Below are 18,626 nucleotides of genomic sequence, written 5' to 3'. Positions count from 1 at the left end.
GATTGTTAGAGTCTAGTGAGATGGGCCATCTCACCAGACGTAATTATCTAAGCTGACGGCGTTTAGACTTCTGCGGGATATAGTAAATTGTTTAAGGGAAGGATTGTTAACGCCGGAAGATTTTAACCGTTAGGGATTTTATCCCGGCACTAACAGAGGGACTTCACCTTGCATTGTAAACGAAAAAACATAACAACCAAAAGCAGAAAGAGTAACAAGCAGATAATATCCGCTGGGTTATGATATTTTTTGAGAAATAGTCGAGGAAACAATATGATGCCGGGACTGGACGATTTTTTCAGCTGCATAAAAAAAGTATTGGGCAGTAGCATTGGTGTTTTAGTTGTAGTTGCACTTCTTTTTTTCAGTGCATTACTTTTGCTTTCTGCCAAGGCCAACTCGTCCACCATCAATCTTGATAGACAACACGCTCTATGTTGTTGGGGCAACGACAATAAATGATATCCCGGAAGATGCCAAGTATTTGGGGGAGATTGAGGGGACAGTATCACCGAATAAAACCCCTTCGCAAAATTTTCAAGCAAACCGCGCCGCCAAAGGTTCTGATATTTATTTGCTTAGAAATGGAGACATCATAGTTGAGACTGACAATGGCTGGCAAAGATACTACAAATATTCTGACTAGGAGCGTTCTATAAAAAAAATATTTGCTTTTATAATGGCAACGGTCATGTTGCTTTCCATCAGCGCAAATGCAACCTTCATGACACCAAAGGACTCCGATGACATTCTTTTACGCATCTATTCTGCCGAGTGCCCTCAAGAAGCAATTGAATATGCTGAGAACGCATATTTGCGGCACTTAAGCGCGTATATAGAAAGTGGCGATTTAAGTGTGTCCAATACTGTTTCTTTGGGAACGCCTTTCGAGATTCCTTCCGATGTATCGGATTTACCTGTTTACTATTTCCCAATTATTTCTGATGGCAAAGTAATTGCAACATTCAGAGTTTACCCTGACTATGTTCAAAGTACAGACGATGGAGATACTATATATGCAGGAATCATGTCGCTCTATTTGGTAGGCGAACTGAATGCATTGATGGAGGATACCGAACTGAGTAGCCCTGTATTCCTTTATATGGATAATGACAACGTCATGGAACGGATTGATAACGACGTAAACGTATTAGTTCCATCACCAAAAGGCGAACCTCCGATGGGAATTGAGGTGACTCCTTCAAATTTAAATGTTGTTGCTTTGACAGACACTTTAGATTCGGCATCAACAGAAGAGCTGATTATGCCATATACAATTAGCAAATATCTGGATTGTAACATAATCGAAACGCAGGGAAATAACCAATGGTGTTACGCCTATGCGTCATCTATGATTATTCGCTATTGCACAGGAAATAATCAGTACCCAAAAGCTCGTGACATCATGGAAATGTATTATTCGGTCTTAACTGATGATAGTTACTTAACTCAAGCGCAAGTTGTTGATGCTGGTTACCAGTTCGGCTTGCATCCACGTTATATTGCAAGAACGATCTCTCCATACGCAGAAATCGATGCGGATAGGCCTATTTTCTTGCACAGTACAGACGGTAACCCGCTTTTTGGACATGCGTTGGTTATGCGTGGATATAACATAAGTAGCAATGTTTATTCAATTTGGAATCCTTGGCGAAATTATTTCGAATCTATGGATATTAGCACCAACATTTATGTTGCAGATTCATCAACATCTTTTGAATGGACTAAGACAATCTATGGCTGGGCCTAATTGGACTTCACTCCACAACCCCAAAACCATTGAAATACAAGGAAAAACGGAAGAAATATGATATAATAAGAGAAAGGGAAACCCGAGAATAACCCGCAAAAAGCTTGCATTTGGGATGGTGGAGTACATGTATAAGGACAACAGCCAGCTGCGGATAGAGGATTTCGTATTCCCGTATGGAACCCTGAACCCAGAGAATGATTGGGTGAAGCTGGCGTCTCTGGTTCCCTGGGACACCGTGGAACTGCGGTACGCAGCGCAGTTTGTGAATAATGGGCACCCCGCGCACCCGGCGAGGATGGCCTTTGGCGCTCTGCTGATCAAACAGCGTTTGAAATGCAGCGATGAGTGGGTTGTCAAGCACATCAGTGAGAACCCATATCTGCAGTATTTCATCGGCATGAAGGAATACGGAAGCAGTTGCCCCTTTGGAGCATCCACAATGGTGGCATTTCGAAAGCGGTTCAGCCCGGAAGACATTGCCGAAATTTTGGAAGACACCATTCCCAAGCCGGATGATGCGGGAAACTCTGACCGGAATGATGATGATCGGGATCCACCCAATGGGGGTACGCTAACCATGGATGCCACATGCTGCCCGGCAGATATTGCGTATCCACAGGATATCGAGTTGCTGAACGGTGTGAGAGAACAGCTTGAGTGCGTCATAGACCAAGTGTGTGACAGCTACGGGCTGAAGAAGGCCAGAACGTATCGAAAACGGGCCCGAAAAGACTATCTGAATCTGGTAAAGCGGAAAAAGCGCGGCACACAGGTAATTCGGAAGGCGATTCGGAAACAGCTTCAGTACATTCGCAGAGATGTGAGATACATTGTCGAATATGTGCAAAGCGGCATCGTATTGACGCAGGCCCAAAAGGACTGTATGAACCTGATGACGACAGTATATGAACAGCAGCGCATCATGTTTGAAACCGGCACTCACAGCATCCCAAGGCGGATCGTCAGTCTGCCGCAGCCATGGGTTAGGCCGATTGTACGGGGAAAGGCCCATGCAAATACAGAGTTTGGCGCCAAACTCCACATCAGTTTGGTTGACGGCTACATTCGGATTGAGCGTCTGGATTTTGAACCCTATAACGAGGCCGAGGACTTCTACCACGCAGTGGAAGGATACCGGGCGCGCTATGGAAGGTATCCCGCACGAATCCTGGCCGACAAACTCTATCGGAACCGCCAGACATTAGCATATTGTAAAGAACGAGGCATCCGGCTGACAGGGCCCGCGCTGGGTAAGCCACCCAAGGACCGAACACTGACGAAACAAGCCAGAGCCCAGGAATATCAGGATATCTGTGACCGCAACGAAGTCGAAGGCGTCTTCGGAACCGGCAAAACGGCCTATGGATTAGGCCGCATTGCCGCACATCTGAAGGAGACGACCTTCTGCGTCATTGGGGTGGCTCTGATCCTGATGAACCTGACCAAGAGGCTGAGGTCTCTTTTGCGCCTCATTTTCTGCTGGCTGCAGTGGGGCGATTATGGCTTCGCACTTGTGGCTGTCTGACTTTGGGCGGGGTTGCGGAGCGAAGCCTAATTGGCTAAAACCAAAGCTATTCCCACCACCGGGCGCACTCGGCACTTTCACCTGTTAGATTTCACTCAGACCGGGCGCACCACTGAAAAGGCGGAACATTCACCTAATGTTGAGTGTCCCGCCTTTCTGCATATTTTTATTTAATACGTAACCGTCAAATCTGGCAGCGCATAAAAATCTCCACCTTTGCGCGAATGCGCTGAGGTGGAGATCCATCATTTTTGAGGAACATGGGTAACCGTCAAAGCTAACAGCGTATAAAAATCATGCCATCCCGGAGTGATCTGGGATGGCATGATTTCATTTCGGTGGTATTCTGCATTCGTCCGGAGCACTGGTGGGCGTGAGTTGTTCCGCCCACGCCGCATCTGTCTGGCTCAGGGCAGGAGCATTCCGCAGGACCCAGAGCAGGTATCGGTACGGGTCCACTTGGTTCTCTTTCGCCGTTTCAATCGGACTGCTCTCCATCTTTTTTATTGTTGTCCTTTATCTCTAGCCGAAAAACCGCAGTGTGCGCATTTGAAAAACGGCCACTTCCAAATGGGGGTTTGGAAGATAAGATGGTCCCCACATCCAGGACACTTTATAAGTATAGTGGGGAATTCGAGGAATATAAGAAATGCGATGACTACTACAAGGGGTCTGTTTTCCTGTTTCATGTTACATAGTATTAAGAAAACGCTCAGCAACATTACTTGCAAAATGATTGTACTCCAGACCTTTACTCTAAATGTGATATGTGCAGTTTTAGAGTTATATTTCTCGGCAGAAACAATTTTGATTTTCGATTTTGATTTAGCAGAGAAGCCGCATCTTGGACATTTGTACCAGAACAGGCCAAGTCCGATAATTGGAATTCTTTTTTTGCACACTGGACATTTTGAAAGTGTCAATATCCCAACGAGAACACCAGCAACCAGGAATGTACACGCAAAGTCCAAGACAGCCATCTCTTGAATTATGTTTCCTAAAAAGCCTAGAATAACTCCAATCAATAATGAAAGTTGGCATACTACCACTCTTACACGGAAAAATTTCCTTGTGGTTTCTGTATAATCGTAGTCATCATTATGTTCGTTAATGTCCCACATATTAGATTTCTTGCTAATCAGTTGTAGACGCCATAAACGTAAGTGTAGATATTTTCCATTTCCCAAATATCTTCATGAATCCAAAGCATTGGTGTCGCAACACTGGTAATTTCTACCACTATAGGAACCCACTTTGCAGAAAACTTTGCCGCAATAAGGCCTGCCGCAATTGTAAGATAAGCTTGACTCTGCTCATAATCAGTCGCACTATTATTTAGAATCGTACAGATGCTTTTAAATGCGCTATATTGGAAAATTTGATGCGTAAGTTGCGCATAGCCATAGTCCACTGCTGCTTCTTGAAATGCTTCCCACCAATCCGGAATGTGCATGTCAAGTTCATTGATTGTTTTATAATAGTTTTTGCACTGCCGGATCATATACGCACTTGGGTGTGCTGGCACAAAGGCAATTGGTGATGTATTATAAAGCAATTCGAACGAGTCATCATCGTAACGTGTACACATATAATATTTATCCATATACTCACTATATGTGAACGCAATGCTAGACTTCAACGGTAGAGCAATATCGCCATTATCATTTACTTCATTAAAATCAATGACCAAATCAGGAGAACGATTGTCTATGAGGGATTGCGCTGACGCCGTTGCTATATCCGTACTAAATTTATAGACCTCAGCTATATCTTCTTGTTTATTGTAAATAAAATGATATGCTGTAGCTTCTCCAATCATTGTTACGACTGTCTGGTCGCTCGTTTCCTCATAAACATAGCGATACTCTTCATCGCCAATAGTAATAACCTCAGGATTGCTTTGCGTCGCAAAAACATCGTTCATGTCATGAGCAAAAACCGGAACGCAAAGTCCAAAACATAATGCGATGCATAGGAAAATCGAGAATACTCGTTTCATTTTACATTTCCTTTCTAAACTTAAATCAAACTAGCCACAGAGATATAATCCGATTCGCCGTCTCTCTATAGCGGGCCGTTTCCCGGCTCATGCTTTTTTGTACATTCCATCATAATTATCTTACCTACTCCCTCTTTCATAACCATATAACGAACACCCCCTTTCAATTACATGTGAATTTTACCATGGTTCGGATAGCAATACAAGGTGCATTGCTACTGGCCACCGGATCATTGCCGGCACGCCTTTGGCCTTTGGAGAAGGCGATACTAAAAGCCGCATCAAGAACATGTTAAATTGGAAAAAGGCAAAACCCACCGTGGTGTTTCTTGCGGCTACGGCAGTGATTATGTCAACCCTTGTTTGTGCTACCAACCAGAGAGACTTTACCCGTACAGCCGAAGAAGATACTGCCGCTTACCTGTATCGTCTGAAAGGTGCGTACCATTGGGACAAGAAACGCATAGAGCAGATGGTGCCTGCACTGGAAACGGACGAACTTGGCACATACAAGTTCTATGGCATCTACCGTTCTGAAGGCGGCCTGTTTCCTCAAAAGTGCTATGAACTGACGCTGAAATTCGCCAATGAGCCGGAACAGGAATCCACGTTCAATGAGGAGATGGAACACCGTGCTGCCATTTTGTTGGGCCTGATTGGTAATCTGGAGCAGGTTACTTGGGAATATCCCCTGAATGATGACACCATGACCGCGGCCTGCTTCTATTCTATGTTGAATCAACCGGTGGATGCACTTGGCAATGAAACGATAGAAGAACTCTGTAAAACAGAAGATGGATTAAGAGCATTGCTGGAACTCTGGTGGCTTTCAGAAAGTCCGACAACCAAAGAGACGCTTCAGATACAACTGTTGACAGAATACGGAATTCCTAAAGACATCTCTGACTTCTTGATTTCTTTTCTGGATACATGCAAAAATAATCCCGAAGATGCCGTTGCTTACTGCCATTTTGAGCAGGAAAGTGAGCGGGATGCTTATGTGCTTTCCAATAAATTAGTTCTCGATTAGTAACCGTCAAATCTCCCGGCGTATAAAAATCATGCCATCCCGGAGTTGGGATGGCATGATTTCATTTTAGTGGTATTCTGCATTCATCCGGGGCGCTGGCAGGCGTGAGCTGTTCCGCCCATGCCGCATCTGTCTGGCTCAGGGCAGGAGCATTCCGCAGGCCCAGAGCAGGTATCGGTACGGATCCAGTCCATTTTCTTTCGCCGTTTCAATCAGACTGTAGATCACACTGCTGGCCTGCGCACCACCAGGCGTATTGGCGAAGAGCCAGTTTTTTCGCCCTATCACAAATGGCTTTATGCTGCGTTCAGCACGGTTGTTGCTCAGTTCCAGACGGCCATCCTCCAGATAGCGGATCAGATACGGCCACTGTTCCAGCAGGTAATGGATCGCCCTGCCCATTACGGATTTCGGCGCTGTTTTTGCCTGCATCTCATTTGCCCATGACAATAGCGCGTCTAAAACAGGTTTTTCCTGTTCCAGCCGCTTCTCATACCGTTCTTCCGGCGTCAGCTCTGCAAAAGCCTCCTCCAGCTTGAAAAGCCGGGAGCAATAGCATTCGCCAATCGCTGCCGGAGAGTCCTTCTGCTTTTCTTTGGGCAGCGTTTGCAGTGCCTCATCAAATTTTCGTCGTGCGTGTGCCCAGCACCCAACCACCCGGATATTCTCCGGCAGCCTGTGGTAGCCCTGGTATCCGTCCGCATGGAGCCAGCCGGAAAAGCCCTTCAGGAAGTTCTCCGCATGCTCCGCTTTCCGTGTGGACTGGTACTCATACAGGACAATGGCCTGCTCTGCACAGCCACTGGTCCGGTACAGCCACATGTAGGATTTGCTGGTTGAGGGCCGCCCCGCTTCTTTCAGCACCTGCAGGGTGGTCTCATCCGCGTGCAGCACCCGTTCTTTGCGGAGCTTCTCATGCAGAACGTTGTAGATGGGCTGCAGCCACATCTCCGAGACATTCAGCAGCCAGTTGGACATGGTCTGCCGGGAGAGCTTCAGGCCCTGGCGGTTAAACTCCTGCTGAAGACGGTACAAAGGCGAGTACATCACGAACTTCTGCGTCATAATATGCGCCACAGCCTCTGCGGAAGCAAAACTGCCGGGCAGTAGCGCAGGTGCCCTTGGGGACTTTACAAGATTGGCCTCGCCAGTCTCCCGTTCGCACTTCATGCACTTATAGGTGTAGTATACGTCCTCACGAATCCAGAACTTCGGCGGCTCCATCTTTAGCGTTCGATGTACTTCCTTACCAATCTCCTCCATCTGGCTGCCGCAAACCTTGCAGACAAGATCTTTCTCCGGCAGGCGGTGTTCCACCACCTCGGTGGGTGTCCCGTCCGGGACGACTTCCAAGACATTGCCGGACTTCCGTTTGCGCACATGGGCTTTCACGGCGATCTGCTCTGCAGTGGCGGATTTCGTTCCATACGCATAGGCCTCGGCTTCGTTGAGCGTAAGCCCCAATTGGTCCATAAGGCCTTCCTGAATTCGTTCGGAGGAAGATCTGAACTGCCGTTTTTTTGCAAGCCCAAGCTGCTCCAGAAGCCATTGGTTCTGGAGCTTCAATTCTTCATATTCAGCCCGTGAAATGGTCACGGTTTCGGCCTGTTTTTCGGCAGTCTTCTTCTCGTTTTCCATAAGATTATTATAGCACAAGTAACGAGAAAAAGCTAGTATTTCCAATGCTTTGAGGCAAGTTTCTTCCTCTCAAAGCACAGCCAATCCCGTTACCGGACGGTGCGTCTTCGGCTGCTCAATCTTCAGCCCTTCCATGAGCCAGCGGTATTGCTGCGGCGTCAGTGAACGCACCTCGGATTCACTTCTCGGCCACTGGTATGCCCCCTGTTCCAGGCGTTTGTACAGAAGAATGAAGCCGTCCTTTTCCCAGTACAGCCCCTTGATGCGGTCTCTCCGCCTCCCGCAGAACAGGAACAGTGTGTTGGTGAAGGGGTCCAGTTCAAACTGCTGTTGGACCATCCTGGCCAGACCGTCTATACCTTTGCGCAGATCGGTATAGCCGCAGGCGATGTAGACCTTGTCTGCCCCGGTAAAGTCGTTCAGCATGTGCGGAGGATCTCAACCAGTGTTTTCAGCTGCTCGGCGCCGCATTGCGGATAGATGTCTATGCTGACATTGTCCATACGCAGTGTAGCGGAACGTTCCGCTACGTTGCAGCACACCTGTTTTGGTACTGGTAATTCTGTAAACGCAACAGCAGGCATTTCTGGCTGTGGCTTTGTTGAACCAGCAATGGACAACAGCTCTCGTTCCCAGCGATAGTACGTTGTTGGTGTGGTTCCTCTCTCCCTGCACCACTGCCGGACAGACAATCCGCTGCTTCTGCAATCCTGAATTGCTCCTGCCCATTCCTGCAGCCGTGCCTGGTGTTTCAGTTCTGTGGATGTCATGGCGTGTCCCCCCTGATGTTAATAGTGATGGAACGTTGCGAAACGTTCCATCACTATTATCCCATAGGTGTCTATACGCCGTTAGCTTTGACGCTTACGAACATGGGAGGTGCAAGCGACGTAATCGTTAAAGCTTGGAACATTCAAAACCGTCCTCTCAGATACGCTGAGAGGACGGCGTTCATTATTGAGGCATTCATTTGTAATTCCCACAAGTTAAAGTCTCTGGAAAATGATTTGCTTACGCAGATAAAGATTGACGATTGAAATGGTGATGGGCTCCAAGGATTTGCTGTCCTGTACAGAATACCGAATATTGTCGCTGGAGGTATCGGTATCGTTATTGAGTGCTGATGGTATATGGCAGGACTCTCAGCGTATCCGGGTCGATGATGATGACTGCCCGTTTCTTTTCGTATGCGTAGTTAACAGTGTAGGCTGTGCCTAATGACGGCAGGATCTATGAGCTTCGCAAAATGGAGCAGGGCGAGTTCATCGCCCCCAAAAACAATGTGATCGATTTCTCTGAGGTCAGAGCCGGGTTCACCCCGGCTCTGCCGAAGATCCCGGCCAGCTTGATGGGGCAGGTCATCGCCTTTTTTCGCGCTTTCATGACGGAGAGCGAGGAAAACGAAGCACTGGCCCTGATCTACTGGGATAAGGTCAAGAAGGAGTTTTTCGCCTATGTCCCCAAGCAGAGTGTCTGCAAGGTAGAGATTGAGGCCAACCTCCACGATTGTCCCTACGACGATGCGGAGCGGTACATCTGCTATGCAGACATCCACTCCCACAACAGTATGGACGCCTTCTTCTCCGCCAAGGACGACAGTGACGAGCGCTCCACGGGACTGTACTTTGTACTGGGCAATCTGGACAAGTTCTATCCCGACATCAAGGCCCGCATCTTCTGCGGCGATACCTTTGTGCCCATTGATCCGGATACGGTAATTGAAGGGCTGGAGCATCAGTTCCCCGAGGAATGGCTGCAGCAGGTCACGATCCGCAGGAAGAAAAACGAAAAGCAAGTTGTGGAAAAGAAGCGCGGTCTTCTGGATATGCTGGCGGAGGTGGGACTGTGAAATTTCCCATGGACCGCCCGGTAAAGGTAGTCATGCTGGGTGCCGGCGGTACGGGAGGTTATGTGGCTCCTTATGTGTTCCGCCTGCTCCACATGCTGGGACGCCCGGCGCGCTTCATCATCTGCGACGGCGACATCGTGGAGCCGAAGAATCTGGACCGTCAGAACTTTGTTCCGGCAGATTTGGGCGAAAACAAGGCCCGTGTGCTGGCAGAGCGATATTCCACCGTCCTGGGCATGGAAACGGAGTATGTTCCGGGCTTCATCGAAAAGCTGCCTGATTTGATGGAGCTGATTGAGCCAAAGGAGTGGGAACTGCACCCCTATTCCAGCCGAAGGACGAAGGAAATGGTGATCTTGCTTGGCTGCGTGGATAATAACAAGACCCGCCAGCTCTGTCACCAGGCCTTTTACCAGAGTGAAAACCTGATCTACATTGACAGCGGCAACGGCAAGTATACCGGACAGGTGGTGTGCGGCGTACGGAAAAACGGACACACCATGCGCAAGCCCATCGGCGGCGTCCATCCCGAAATGCTCAAGGACACGGATAAGTTCCCGTCCGAGCTGAGCTGTGCCGAAGCCGCGCAGGAAGATCCGCAGAGCATCGTAGCCAACGTCACCGCTGCCACCGCCGTCCTGATCATGGTCTACAACATTTTGACACATGGGGAAAACATGGCCCTTCAGACCGATTTCTCCACAAGGACGATACGGATGCAGACGGTATTGGAAAAACAGCCAAGGAGGAACGCAGCATGAAAAGCATGGTTGCGGACGCAAAGGTATTCTCGGAGGCCATGAATAAGGTCAGCCGAGTACTGAAAAAGAGCACCATTCCCATTCTGGAGGAGGTCCACGTCAGCGTCAAAGGTGGTATCTGCACCCTGACGGCCACTGATTTGGAAACGTGGCTGTCTGCCCAATTCCCAGTAGAGGGTGAGGATATGGTGTTCACCTTCTATAAGACCAGGGATGTCATGAAGGCCTGCGCCCATTTTGACGGTGAGCTGACCATTGAACTCTACGAGCAGACGGAAAAGCAAAAGGCCTCACGGAAGCTGCGAATGCTCTGTGGCCAGCGTGCCGCGGAATATGCCGCATCCGCCGATGAGGAGTATCCCTCCCCTATTTCCATCGAAACGGATCATGTATTTCATACGAATGCCGCACTGCTTTTGGAGCGCATCGAGCGTGTACGCTATGCCACCATGAAGCCCGGAATGAATACGAAACCCTTTAACACCTGTGTGCAGTTCAAGGGTCAGCGGATCTTTTCTCTGGATGGGTACCGCATGGCCTGTGACACCCAGAAGGATCTGACCTTCCCGGTGCCCTTTCTGGCCTATGGAAGCTCCCTTGCCCAGCTGAAGGTCTTTGGCAAGAACGACATCACTGTACAGGTTGGCACTCGATATGTGCTGTTCACAGACGGTGACGTGAGCCTGTATGTCCGCAGGCAAGGTGTTGATACCTTTGATGTGGACGCGGCTGTTCCCAAGGAGTATCGGGAAACTGTCACTGCAAAAACGGCAGATTTCATCAAGGAGCTTACCTATCTGAAGGAGTGCGCTTCCGGTTCCATGAAGCCCTATGTGCGCTTTGAAGGCGAACAGCTTACTATGGCGGTGCCCAACGGAAGATTTCGCACAAGCATCCCAGTGTCCGGCCGGGGAGATTTGACCCTTGGCTTTGACCTGCGGTATATGCTGGACGCCCTGAAGCAGTTCAAGGATGCCCCGGAAGTGAAGGTAAAGCTCAGCGGAGTCTTTTCTCCCATTGTGATCGAGGCAGAAGACCGCGGCGATATCGCTTTGGTACTCCCCGTTCGCATCAAAGAAGAAATGGCTGCCTGACAGGAAAAAGAATAACGGGAGGCAGACGCCGCCCGAAAATTAAGAAAAGGAGATATACAATATGAAAACCGTCTACATTCCCAAGGGAGAAACCGTCCATTATGAGTCGCTGGTCACGGATCATCTGGTGGTCCACGGCCACCTTCATGTGACCTACGGCATCAAGGCTAAGAGTATCAACGGCAAAGGTGTCATCAACGCCGGGACCGTCGAGGCGGACACTGTCTGCGTTGATGATGTGGAGGCCGCCAGCGTGATCTGCAAGCGCCTGCTTGCCAAGCGTGTGCAGTCTCCAGAGGTCTTTGCCTCTGAGAGCGCCGCCGTGTCCTGCTTCCTGTCTGCCGCCTATGTGGAGACTGGCAAGCTGACAGTGGCCATCAGCGAGATCGACGTGGTGGAAGCGCAGGAGGTCGTGAACCTGCCGCCCCGAAAGCGCTCCTTGCTCGGCACGCTTCTTGCCTCCGTTCTGCGCTCTTTCTGGACTGCTCTGACGGTACAGGATAAAAAGCAGGAGGTCATGGACGCAGAGTTTACTCCCGTGCAGGAGGAGCAGACGGAGAATCCGCAGGAGGAAATTTCTGTGGAGCAGACTGCTGCTGTGGTGGAAATGGCCACCGAAGAACAGGAAACCGCAAAGGATGAGGAACCGGTTGACGAAGAGCTCAACCGCATCATCGGCCTGTTCAAGCTGTCCCGGGAGCAGGGATACACCCTCAAGCTGATTCCCGGTACTCCGGAGGAAAATGCACCCGTGTTCGACTTTGCCGCCGAGCGCATCATCCGGCCCGCAGCGTGAATGCCTATGTGTGAGATTACTGTTGAGAGCAAGACCCGCGTGACGGAGCATGGTCGTGCCGTGCTCTATGATAAGAAGTATCGCGGAGTTTTAGAGGACAGCGGCAGATTTCGTCTGCTTGCGTACTTTGGGAAGCGGTTGCCGCTGACCGAAGCACACCTGATGGAACTGCCTAGCTCCGAAGAAAAATTGAAAAACGCGGCGTGAGCCGTCTGAACAGGAGGCAGGGAACAAACGGTTCCTTACCCTCTTTTATCTTCAGAAGGAGGAAACGATATGTCGATGAAATCGCAGGAAAACAATATGCGTCGTCTCGCCACCCTGCTGGGGCAGGACCTCGGCTATATCTACGGCGAGAAAGAAAGCGGGCCCAATGGCAGCAAGAAGACTTTTCTGAATGTGGGAAAGGTGTTCCTCCGCGCCCTTGCCAAAGACCTGGGGCTTCGGGAAGTTACGGTCAGTTCCAATACCGGCGGCATTGCTGTGTCCGGTGCGTGTACCCTGATCGGAATGTGGGACAATGGCGGCATCTATGTGTGTATGGAACAGTCTACAGTTGGCAGAGAAAACGTACTCTACTACCGCACCGTGCGTCATGCATATTCCGAACGTTTCAAAGGTTGATCCTACATATCCTCCCGGCCGCTTTTTCACCAAATGTCCGAATAATGTCTGAGCTGCTGTACTTGCGGTGTCTTATGGCGCTATGATATTATTAGGCTGACACAAAGGAGATGCTTCCCAGTAACTTGGGAGGCATCTCTTTTTCTCTGCCGTGCGGAATAAGGAAAGCACGGGCAGGAAATAATATCCAGCGAGGTGAACGCAATGGAACAGACCAACCACATGTCGCATGGTGAGCTTGTAGACATCCGAGATGTTCATATCGGCAGCGATCTGCCGCAGGAAGAAAGGATTCGCTCCTTTGTCAGGCAAGTAAAAAATCCCTACCGTTTTAAGGTCGGAGAGGTCACCGTGAATATTGCCTATGCGGATACTTCCGCAACCCTGAACGACTGCTTCGCTGACATGCTTTCAATTTTGAGATAATCTGGCAACTTGGTATGACTGGACATTATCCGCCGCTTCTGTTATGATGATAGCGGACAAAATCAGCGAAAGCTCCGGTCATATCGGTTGGCTCGGCCAAACGATACGATTGGAGCGGTTTTTATGCTTAATAGCACTACAATCTTCAAAGCCGCCGACTACCTTCGATTGTCGAAGGAAGATGGCGACTTCTCTTTTTCTCCCGGAAAACGGGAGAGCAACAGTATAACCAGTCAGAGAGATCTGATCCACTCCTTCGTCAGCAAATGCCCTGACATTGAACTGGTTGCCGAGTATGTAGACGATGGCTACACCGGAACAAATTTTGACAGGCCAAACTTCCAAGAGATGATGAAGGCCGTGGAACGCGGCGAGATCAACTGCATTATCGTAAAAGATTTGTCTCGTTTTGGTCGTGAGTATATCGACGCAGGGCAGTACATTGAGAAGCTGTTTCCGAGAAAAGGCGTTCGTTTTATTGCCATCAACGATCATTACGATAGTCTTGCGGCAAACGGCTCCGGTGACAGCCTTATCGTTCCCTTCAAAAACCTCATCAACGACTCGTACAGCCGCGATATTTCCATCAAGGTCCGCAGCAATCTGGAAAACAAGCGGCACCGCGGCGAGTTTATCGCAAACTTCCCTGTCTACGGCTATATTCGTGATCCCGAGGATAAAAACAAACTGCTCGTTGATGAATTTGCAGCCAATATTGTGCGGATGATCTTTCGATGGAAAATCGAGGGATTGAGTCCGGTGAAAATTGCAGCCAAGCTCAACGAGATGGGCGTCCTGGCTCCCTCGGAGTACAAAAAGGCCAGCGGCAGTAAATACAAGACCAGCTTCAAGACCCATCGAAAAGCAGAATGGAGCCCGGTCGCTGTCATGCGAATTCTCACCAACGAGACTTATTGCGGTGTCCTGGTGCAAGGTCGCCGGACTACCCCAAACTATAAGGTCAAGAAGGTCATCTACAAAGATGAAAGCGAATGGACGCGCATAGAAGGGACTCACGAGGCTATCATCCGCAGTGCCGAATTTAATATCGTTCAGCGTCTGATGAACGAGGATTGCCGGAGTGCTCCGGGCGGTGAGGCTGTCCATCCACTCTCCGGCAGGATCTACTGTGGTGATTGCGGTACCCTTGCAAAGCGAAAGGTCGTTTCTCACGCTAATAAGCGCTATGCCTATTATAGTTGCCCACACAGCGGCAAAAACGGCTCCTGTGAAGCACGGACTATTTCAGAAGAAGCTCTGGAAGCTGCTGTGTTGGCTTCCCTTCGCCTGCAGATCAGTCTTGTTCTGAACATGGAGCAGGCGCTCTCCCAAATCGAAGAGCTCGCATGGGAACGCCGTGAAATTCGGAAACTGGAAGCGAATATCGAAGTCCAGGTAGGTATCATCGAAAAAAACAATGATCTGAAAGTGAACCTCTATGAGGATTTCCGCAAGGGTCTCATTGACCGAGAAGATCTGAGGCAGCTCAAAGAAGGCTTTTCTCAACGCATTCAGGAAGCGGAAAAAAGTATCGGTGTGCTGCGTCAAAAAATTCGGGAGCTTGAAGACGGCATCCGCACGCAGGATGGTTGGATCGCACAGTTTCGTGCTTTTCAGAACATCACCGAGCTGTCCCGTCCATTGGTCGTCAACCTTGTTGACCGCATTCTCCTCTATCCTGACAAGCAGATCAAGGTGGAGCTGCGCCATAAAGACCAGCTTCGGCACGCAATGGAATTTCTTTGTGAGCAGGACAAATCCATGTCCGTTGCTCTTGCGGAGCTGAGGGAGGTCGTCTGATGGCAAGAACTCGAAAGACATCCCCAGCGAAGTCTGCACAGCACGCGCAGATTCTGTCAGTACCGGAAATGCAGGTTTTCAACACCGGCATTTATGTTCGCTTGTCTGTCTTGGACAACGGAAAAGCTGACAGCGATTCTATCGAGAGCCAGGTGGACATTCTCGAAAAATATATTGCCGAGCGTCCTTATCTCCGATTTGTGAAGCTCTATCGTGATAACGGGTATTCCGGCACCAACTTTGAGCGTCCCGCGTGGGAAGAACTGATCAGCGATATTCAGAAAGGTAAAATCAACTGCGTTGTCGTAAAGGACCTCTCACGCCTGGGGCGAAACTATATGGAGGCCGGCAGCCTTCTGGAAAAAGAGTTTCCTCAGTGGGGGGTACGGTTCATTTCCGTCAATGACGGCTATGACTCCGCGACCCTGAACTCCACGGAAGAGCTTACCGCAGCACTGAAAAATATCGTCAATGACTACTATGCTAAGGATATTTCCCGTAAGGCGTGTTCTTCTCTTGCCGCCAAGCGCCAAAAGGGAGATTACATTGGAAGTTATGCTCCCTATGGGTATCAAAAAGACCCAGAGAACAAGAATCGGCTGATCGTAGATCCTGTGACCGCGCCGGTTGTCCGTCAAATCTATCTTTGGCGCGCCGCTGGCGATGGATACGGCACGATCACACGCAAGCTCAATGAGCAAGGTATTCCGTCTCCCGGGCGTTATCGTTACGAACAAGGCATTATTACCAACAACAATAAGAAAGGCTCTTCCCTTCTTTGGAACCGCCATGCTCTAAAGGATTTGCTCCGAAACATTGCTTATATCGGCCATCTTGCCCAGGGCAAGTGTCGAGCCAGTCTGTATGAAGGTATCCCGGTTCATCTGACCGATAAATCCGAATGGGATATCGCCTACAATACCCATGAACCAATCATTGAGGAAGAACTGTTCCAGACGGTTCAGGACGTCAACGAAGAGCAAAGTGCGATCTACAAATCCAACTATGGGAAATACGCACACCTGCCCAAAGAAACCAACCCTTATCGAAAACATCTGGTCTGCGCAGACTGCGGAACACAGCTCAAACTGGTGCGCTCCATCGCCAAAGGCGGCGGCAAAGGATACTACTCCTACGTCTGTCCAACCTTTGAGGAGCATAAAGAACTGCACTGTTCCTGCAAAAAGTCGATCCGCAGCAATGTGATTGACACTGCCGTACTGACTGCGTTGACCACACAGCTCCAACTATTCTCTGATTCTCAGGAAGTCTTAAACAGACTGCTGGCCAAGTGCGAAGCGGCTGCGGAAAAAAAACGGGAAAACCCGGAAGTCAAACGTCTGGAAAAGGAACTTTCCAGTAAAGAGGCCTTTTCTGTTTCTCTGTACGATGACTGGAAAAGCGGCCTGCTCACCCTTGATGAGTATACATTTGCCAAGGAGAAATACCAACGGCAGCTTTCCATTCTGAGACAGCAGATTCAGGAACTCAAGGGTACCAGCTCAATGACCGTGTGTGAGACCTCTGGACTGAAAGATTGGGAGAAGAAAATCCAGCAGTTTCGTAATCCCAAAAAGGTGACCCAGGCCCTCGTCGACGCCTTTATCTCATTGATCCGAATGTCCGAAGACGGAAGTGTCACCATTGAATTTCGGTTTGAAGAAGAAAAAGCTCTGCTAGCAAGCGAAATCGAACGATTGAGGAGGGAAGCTGTATGACACAACACCTTGCCGCCTATTCCCGTACCTCTCTGGAGGACTATGGTAAAGCACATCTGCTGATCGACCAAAGCTATTCCATCGTAAACCAGCGGAACATCATCAAAAACTATGTAGCAGACCACCCAGAGCTTGCAAAGCTGCCCATCGTTGAGTACATTGACGATGGCTTCACCGGAACCAATTTCGAGCGCCCCCGCTTTCAAGAGATGCTTGCTGCCGTCAAGAGGGGCGAAGTTGCCTGTATCGTAATGAAGGACCTCTCGCGACTTGGCAGAAGCTATCTTGAAGTGGGCGACTATCTCGACCGGATGTTTCCGTCTCTGAATGTGCGCTTCATCGCTGTTACCGATTGCTATGATAGTGATGATTTCCTTGGCATCACCAGCGGTATGGATGTTGCATTTCGCAATTTCATTTACGACACATACAGCAAAGATCTGTCTGTAAAAGTGCGCAGCGCCATGCGCACGAGAATGGAAAACGGGAAATTTGTGAACCACACCCCCTATGGCTATATGAAATCTCCCACAGACAAGCATCTTATGATCCCTGACCCCCAGACCGCTCCAGTCGTGCAGCAGATATTCAGAGCAATTCTCGCAGGAAAGTCAACCTCTGAGGTCGCAAAATCACTCAATGCTCAGAGGATTATGACGCCTTTGCAATACAAGCAGCACAGGATAAAACCGACTTGTCAGAACAGGCAACTGCTCTGGTCGCACACTACGGTCCTGAACATCCTGCACAACCTGAAATATACCGGTGTCATGGTCAATCACACCAGAGAAAGCCGGCACTTGAGGGACAAGAGCCAACGGCGTACCTCTCCCGACGAATGGATCATCACGGAGAACGCACATGAAGCACTCATTTCTTCGGAAGAATTTACTGCCGCAAATAATCTTCTCAGAAATCCCTCAGCCCCCATCAAGAAGCGTCCTCCTTCCAATGATCGGGTATTCTTCTGCGGCCACTGCGGCCGCAAGCTCCAAAAGACCTATGGAACGGATGCGTACTTCAGTTGTCCAACTCCTAAGTACCAAGCTGATTGTGCCTGCAGCCATACTCGGTACAGTAAGACTGACCTGGAGGCAGTCTTACTGCCCATCTACAGGATGCAGCTTGATCTACTTGATGAACAAGCTGCGCAGCATGAGGAAGCGAACAAATCTTTGAACGCACATGGCTATATCAAAAAAATGGCACGCATCGAAAAAAGCATCGCAGCCTGTGATACACAGAAGCTGGCGCTCTTTGAGGCGTACCATTCCGGCAATATTGATTTGGAAACATTCGTTGAAAGAAAAACGGCACTCTCGGACCAGCAAACGCAGCTCCGGGCTGAATACCAAAAGGCTGAAACTGATTACGCAGAGAAAAAGCAGGAATTCGAGCGGTTGCAGGAGGAGTCGCGCCAGATTGCCGACTATCTCTCAGGCCAATCTCTGCCAAACGATAAAGCTCTGGAAAAGATGTACGAGGCCATCGACCGAGTTACAATCCACAGTGCGAATGAAATTGAAATCAGATGGAAGTTCGAAGACCTGTTCCAGAATATGCAGCGTCCGCACCCCCAAAAGCAAGCAATCTAAAAAAGTGCCTAAAATCAA

Annotated in this window: 20 protein-coding genes; 14 read left to right on the top strand and 6 right to left on the bottom strand. The window is 49.3% G+C overall.

Annotated features, from left to right (window positions below; translation table 11 throughout):
- Nucleotides 1-273 precede the first annotated feature (273 nt).
- The 3 genes from JQM66_RS00665 to JQM66_RS00655 all read left to right on the top strand — a co-directional run bounded on the left by JQM66_RS00665 (nucleotide 274) and on the right by JQM66_RS00655 (nucleotide 3,278).
- Nucleotides 274-462: a hypothetical protein gene (locus JQM66_RS00665; protein WP_235227891.1), complete on the top strand. Its 189-nt coding sequence runs from the start codon at nucleotides 274-276 to the stop codon at nucleotides 460-462.
- 229 nt (nucleotides 463-691) lie between these two features.
- The gene (locus JQM66_RS00660; protein ID WP_235227890.1) at nucleotides 692-1,750 is read left to right on the top strand and encodes a C47 family peptidase; all 1,059 of its coding nucleotides are present in this window, start codon (nucleotides 692-694) and stop codon (nucleotides 1,748-1,750) included.
- A gap of 127 nt (nucleotides 1,751-1,877) precedes the next feature.
- On the top strand, nucleotides 1,878-3,278 hold the full coding sequence (locus tag JQM66_RS00655; RefSeq protein ID WP_235227889.1) for an IS5 family transposase: 1,401 nt from the start codon (nucleotides 1,878-1,880) through the stop codon (nucleotides 3,276-3,278).
- Nucleotides 3,279-3,608: 330 nt separating this feature from the next.
- Here JQM66_RS00655 and JQM66_RS12730 read toward each other — a convergent pair whose 3' ends face one another.
- From JQM66_RS12730 to JQM66_RS00645, 3 genes are read right to left on the bottom strand one after another with little or no spacing between them, the layout of a single operon-like run.
- Nucleotides 3,609-3,776 carry a transposase domain-containing protein gene (locus JQM66_RS12730; protein ID WP_407945991.1) on the bottom strand — a complete coding sequence of 56 codons (168 nt, stop codon included), beginning with the start codon at nucleotides 3,774-3,776 and terminating at the stop codon, nucleotides 3,609-3,611.
- 5 nt (nucleotides 3,777-3,781) lie between these two features.
- Nucleotides 3,782-4,399 (bottom strand): hypothetical protein, encoded by a 618-nt coding sequence (locus JQM66_RS00650; protein WP_235227888.1) that lies wholly within the window; start codon nucleotides 4,397-4,399, stop codon nucleotides 3,782-3,784.
- 17 nt (nucleotides 4,400-4,416) lie between these two features.
- On the bottom strand, nucleotides 4,417-5,277 hold the full coding sequence (locus JQM66_RS00645) for a hypothetical protein (RefSeq protein WP_235227887.1): 861 nt from the start codon (nucleotides 5,275-5,277) through the stop codon (nucleotides 4,417-4,419).
- A gap of 247 nt (nucleotides 5,278-5,524) precedes the next feature.
- On the opposite strand from JQM66_RS00645, the gene JQM66_RS00640 reads away from it, so the two are divergent.
- Entirely contained in the window at nucleotides 5,525-6,307 is a 783-nt protein-coding gene (locus tag JQM66_RS00640; protein ID WP_407945990.1) for a DUF4825 domain-containing protein, read from the top strand.
- 138 nt (nucleotides 6,308-6,445) lie between these two features.
- Here the strand turns inward: JQM66_RS00640 and tnpC are convergent, their stop codons facing one another.
- The 3 genes from tnpC to tnpA all read right to left on the bottom strand — a co-directional run bounded on the left by tnpC (nucleotide 6,446) and on the right by tnpA (nucleotide 8,715).
- A complete protein-coding gene (tnpC, locus tag JQM66_RS00635; RefSeq protein WP_235227886.1) occupies nucleotides 6,446-7,945 on the bottom strand; it encodes an IS66 family transposase in 1,500 nt (499 codons plus the stop codon).
- Nucleotides 7,946-8,014: 69 nt separating this feature from the next.
- The gene (gene tnpB, locus JQM66_RS00630) at nucleotides 8,015-8,371 is read right to left on the bottom strand and encodes an IS66 family insertion sequence element accessory protein TnpB (protein WP_235227885.1); all 357 of its coding nucleotides are present in this window, start codon (nucleotides 8,369-8,371) and stop codon (nucleotides 8,015-8,017) included.
- Nucleotides 8,365-8,715 carry an IS66 family insertion sequence element accessory protein TnpA gene (gene tnpA, locus JQM66_RS00625; protein ID WP_235227884.1) on the bottom strand — a complete coding sequence of 117 codons (351 nt, stop codon included), beginning with the start codon at nucleotides 8,713-8,715 and terminating at the stop codon, nucleotides 8,365-8,367. Before tnpA ends, tnpB begins: the two co-directional genes overlap by 7 nt.
- 476 nt (nucleotides 8,716-9,191) lie before the next feature.
- On the opposite strand from tnpA, the gene JQM66_RS00620 reads away from it, so the two are divergent.
- From JQM66_RS00620 to JQM66_RS00575, 10 genes are all read left to right on the top strand, one after another.
- Complete coding sequence (locus JQM66_RS00620) at nucleotides 9,192-9,794, top strand: hypothetical protein (protein ID WP_235227883.1); 603 nt, start codon at nucleotides 9,192-9,194, stop codon at nucleotides 9,792-9,794.
- Nucleotides 9,791-10,555, top strand: coding sequence for a ThiF family adenylyltransferase (locus JQM66_RS00615; protein ID WP_235227882.1), 765 nt, complete (start codon nucleotides 9,791-9,793; stop codon nucleotides 10,553-10,555). Before JQM66_RS00620 ends, JQM66_RS00615 begins: the two co-directional genes overlap by 4 nt.
- Complete coding sequence (locus JQM66_RS00610) at nucleotides 10,552-11,649, top strand: beta clamp domain-containing protein (RefSeq protein ID WP_235227881.1); 1,098 nt, start codon at nucleotides 10,552-10,554, stop codon at nucleotides 11,647-11,649. The genes JQM66_RS00615 and JQM66_RS00610 overlap by 4 nt, the downstream gene beginning before the upstream one ends.
- A gap of 61 nt (nucleotides 11,650-11,710) precedes the next feature.
- Nucleotides 11,711-12,445 (top strand): metallophosphoesterase family protein, encoded by a 735-nt coding sequence (locus JQM66_RS00605; protein WP_235227880.1) that lies wholly within the window; start codon nucleotides 11,711-11,713, stop codon nucleotides 12,443-12,445.
- 6 nt (nucleotides 12,446-12,451) lie between these two features.
- Nucleotides 12,452-12,652 (top strand): hypothetical protein, encoded by a 201-nt coding sequence (locus tag JQM66_RS00600; RefSeq protein WP_235227879.1) that lies wholly within the window; start codon nucleotides 12,452-12,454, stop codon nucleotides 12,650-12,652.
- Between the two features lie 69 nt (nucleotides 12,653-12,721).
- The gene (locus tag JQM66_RS00595; protein WP_235227878.1) at nucleotides 12,722-13,069 is read left to right on the top strand and encodes a hypothetical protein; all 348 of its coding nucleotides are present in this window, start codon (nucleotides 12,722-12,724) and stop codon (nucleotides 13,067-13,069) included.
- Nucleotides 13,070-13,273: 204 nt separating this feature from the next.
- A complete protein-coding gene (locus JQM66_RS00590) occupies nucleotides 13,274-13,495 on the top strand; it encodes a DUF6870 family protein (protein ID WP_235227877.1) in 222 nt (73 codons plus the stop codon).
- A gap of 123 nt (nucleotides 13,496-13,618) precedes the next feature.
- Nucleotides 13,619-15,295, top strand: a complete 1,677-nt coding sequence (locus JQM66_RS00585) for a recombinase family protein (protein ID WP_235227876.1) — start codon at nucleotides 13,619-13,621, stop codon at nucleotides 15,293-15,295.
- The gene (locus JQM66_RS00580) at nucleotides 15,295-17,013 is read left to right on the top strand and encodes a recombinase family protein (protein WP_235227875.1); all 1,719 of its coding nucleotides are present in this window, start codon (nucleotides 15,295-15,297) and stop codon (nucleotides 17,011-17,013) included. Before JQM66_RS00585 ends, JQM66_RS00580 begins: the two co-directional genes overlap by 1 nt.
- Nucleotides 17,010-18,608: a recombinase family protein gene (locus JQM66_RS00575; protein ID WP_235227874.1), complete on the top strand. Its 1,599-nt coding sequence runs from the start codon at nucleotides 17,010-17,012 to the stop codon at nucleotides 18,606-18,608. Before JQM66_RS00580 ends, JQM66_RS00575 begins: the two co-directional genes overlap by 4 nt.
- Nucleotides 18,609-18,626 lie beyond the last annotated feature (18 nt).

Origin of the sequence: Oscillibacter valericigenes (genome assembly GCF_021531915.1) — a bacterium.
In the GTDB taxonomy this organism is placed as follows: Bacteria; Bacillota; Clostridia; order Oscillospirales; family Oscillospiraceae; genus Oscillibacter; species Oscillibacter valericigenes_A.
The sequence above is the reverse complement of the archived record's forward strand: the minus strand, read 5'-3'. Positions and strand labels throughout refer to the sequence as shown.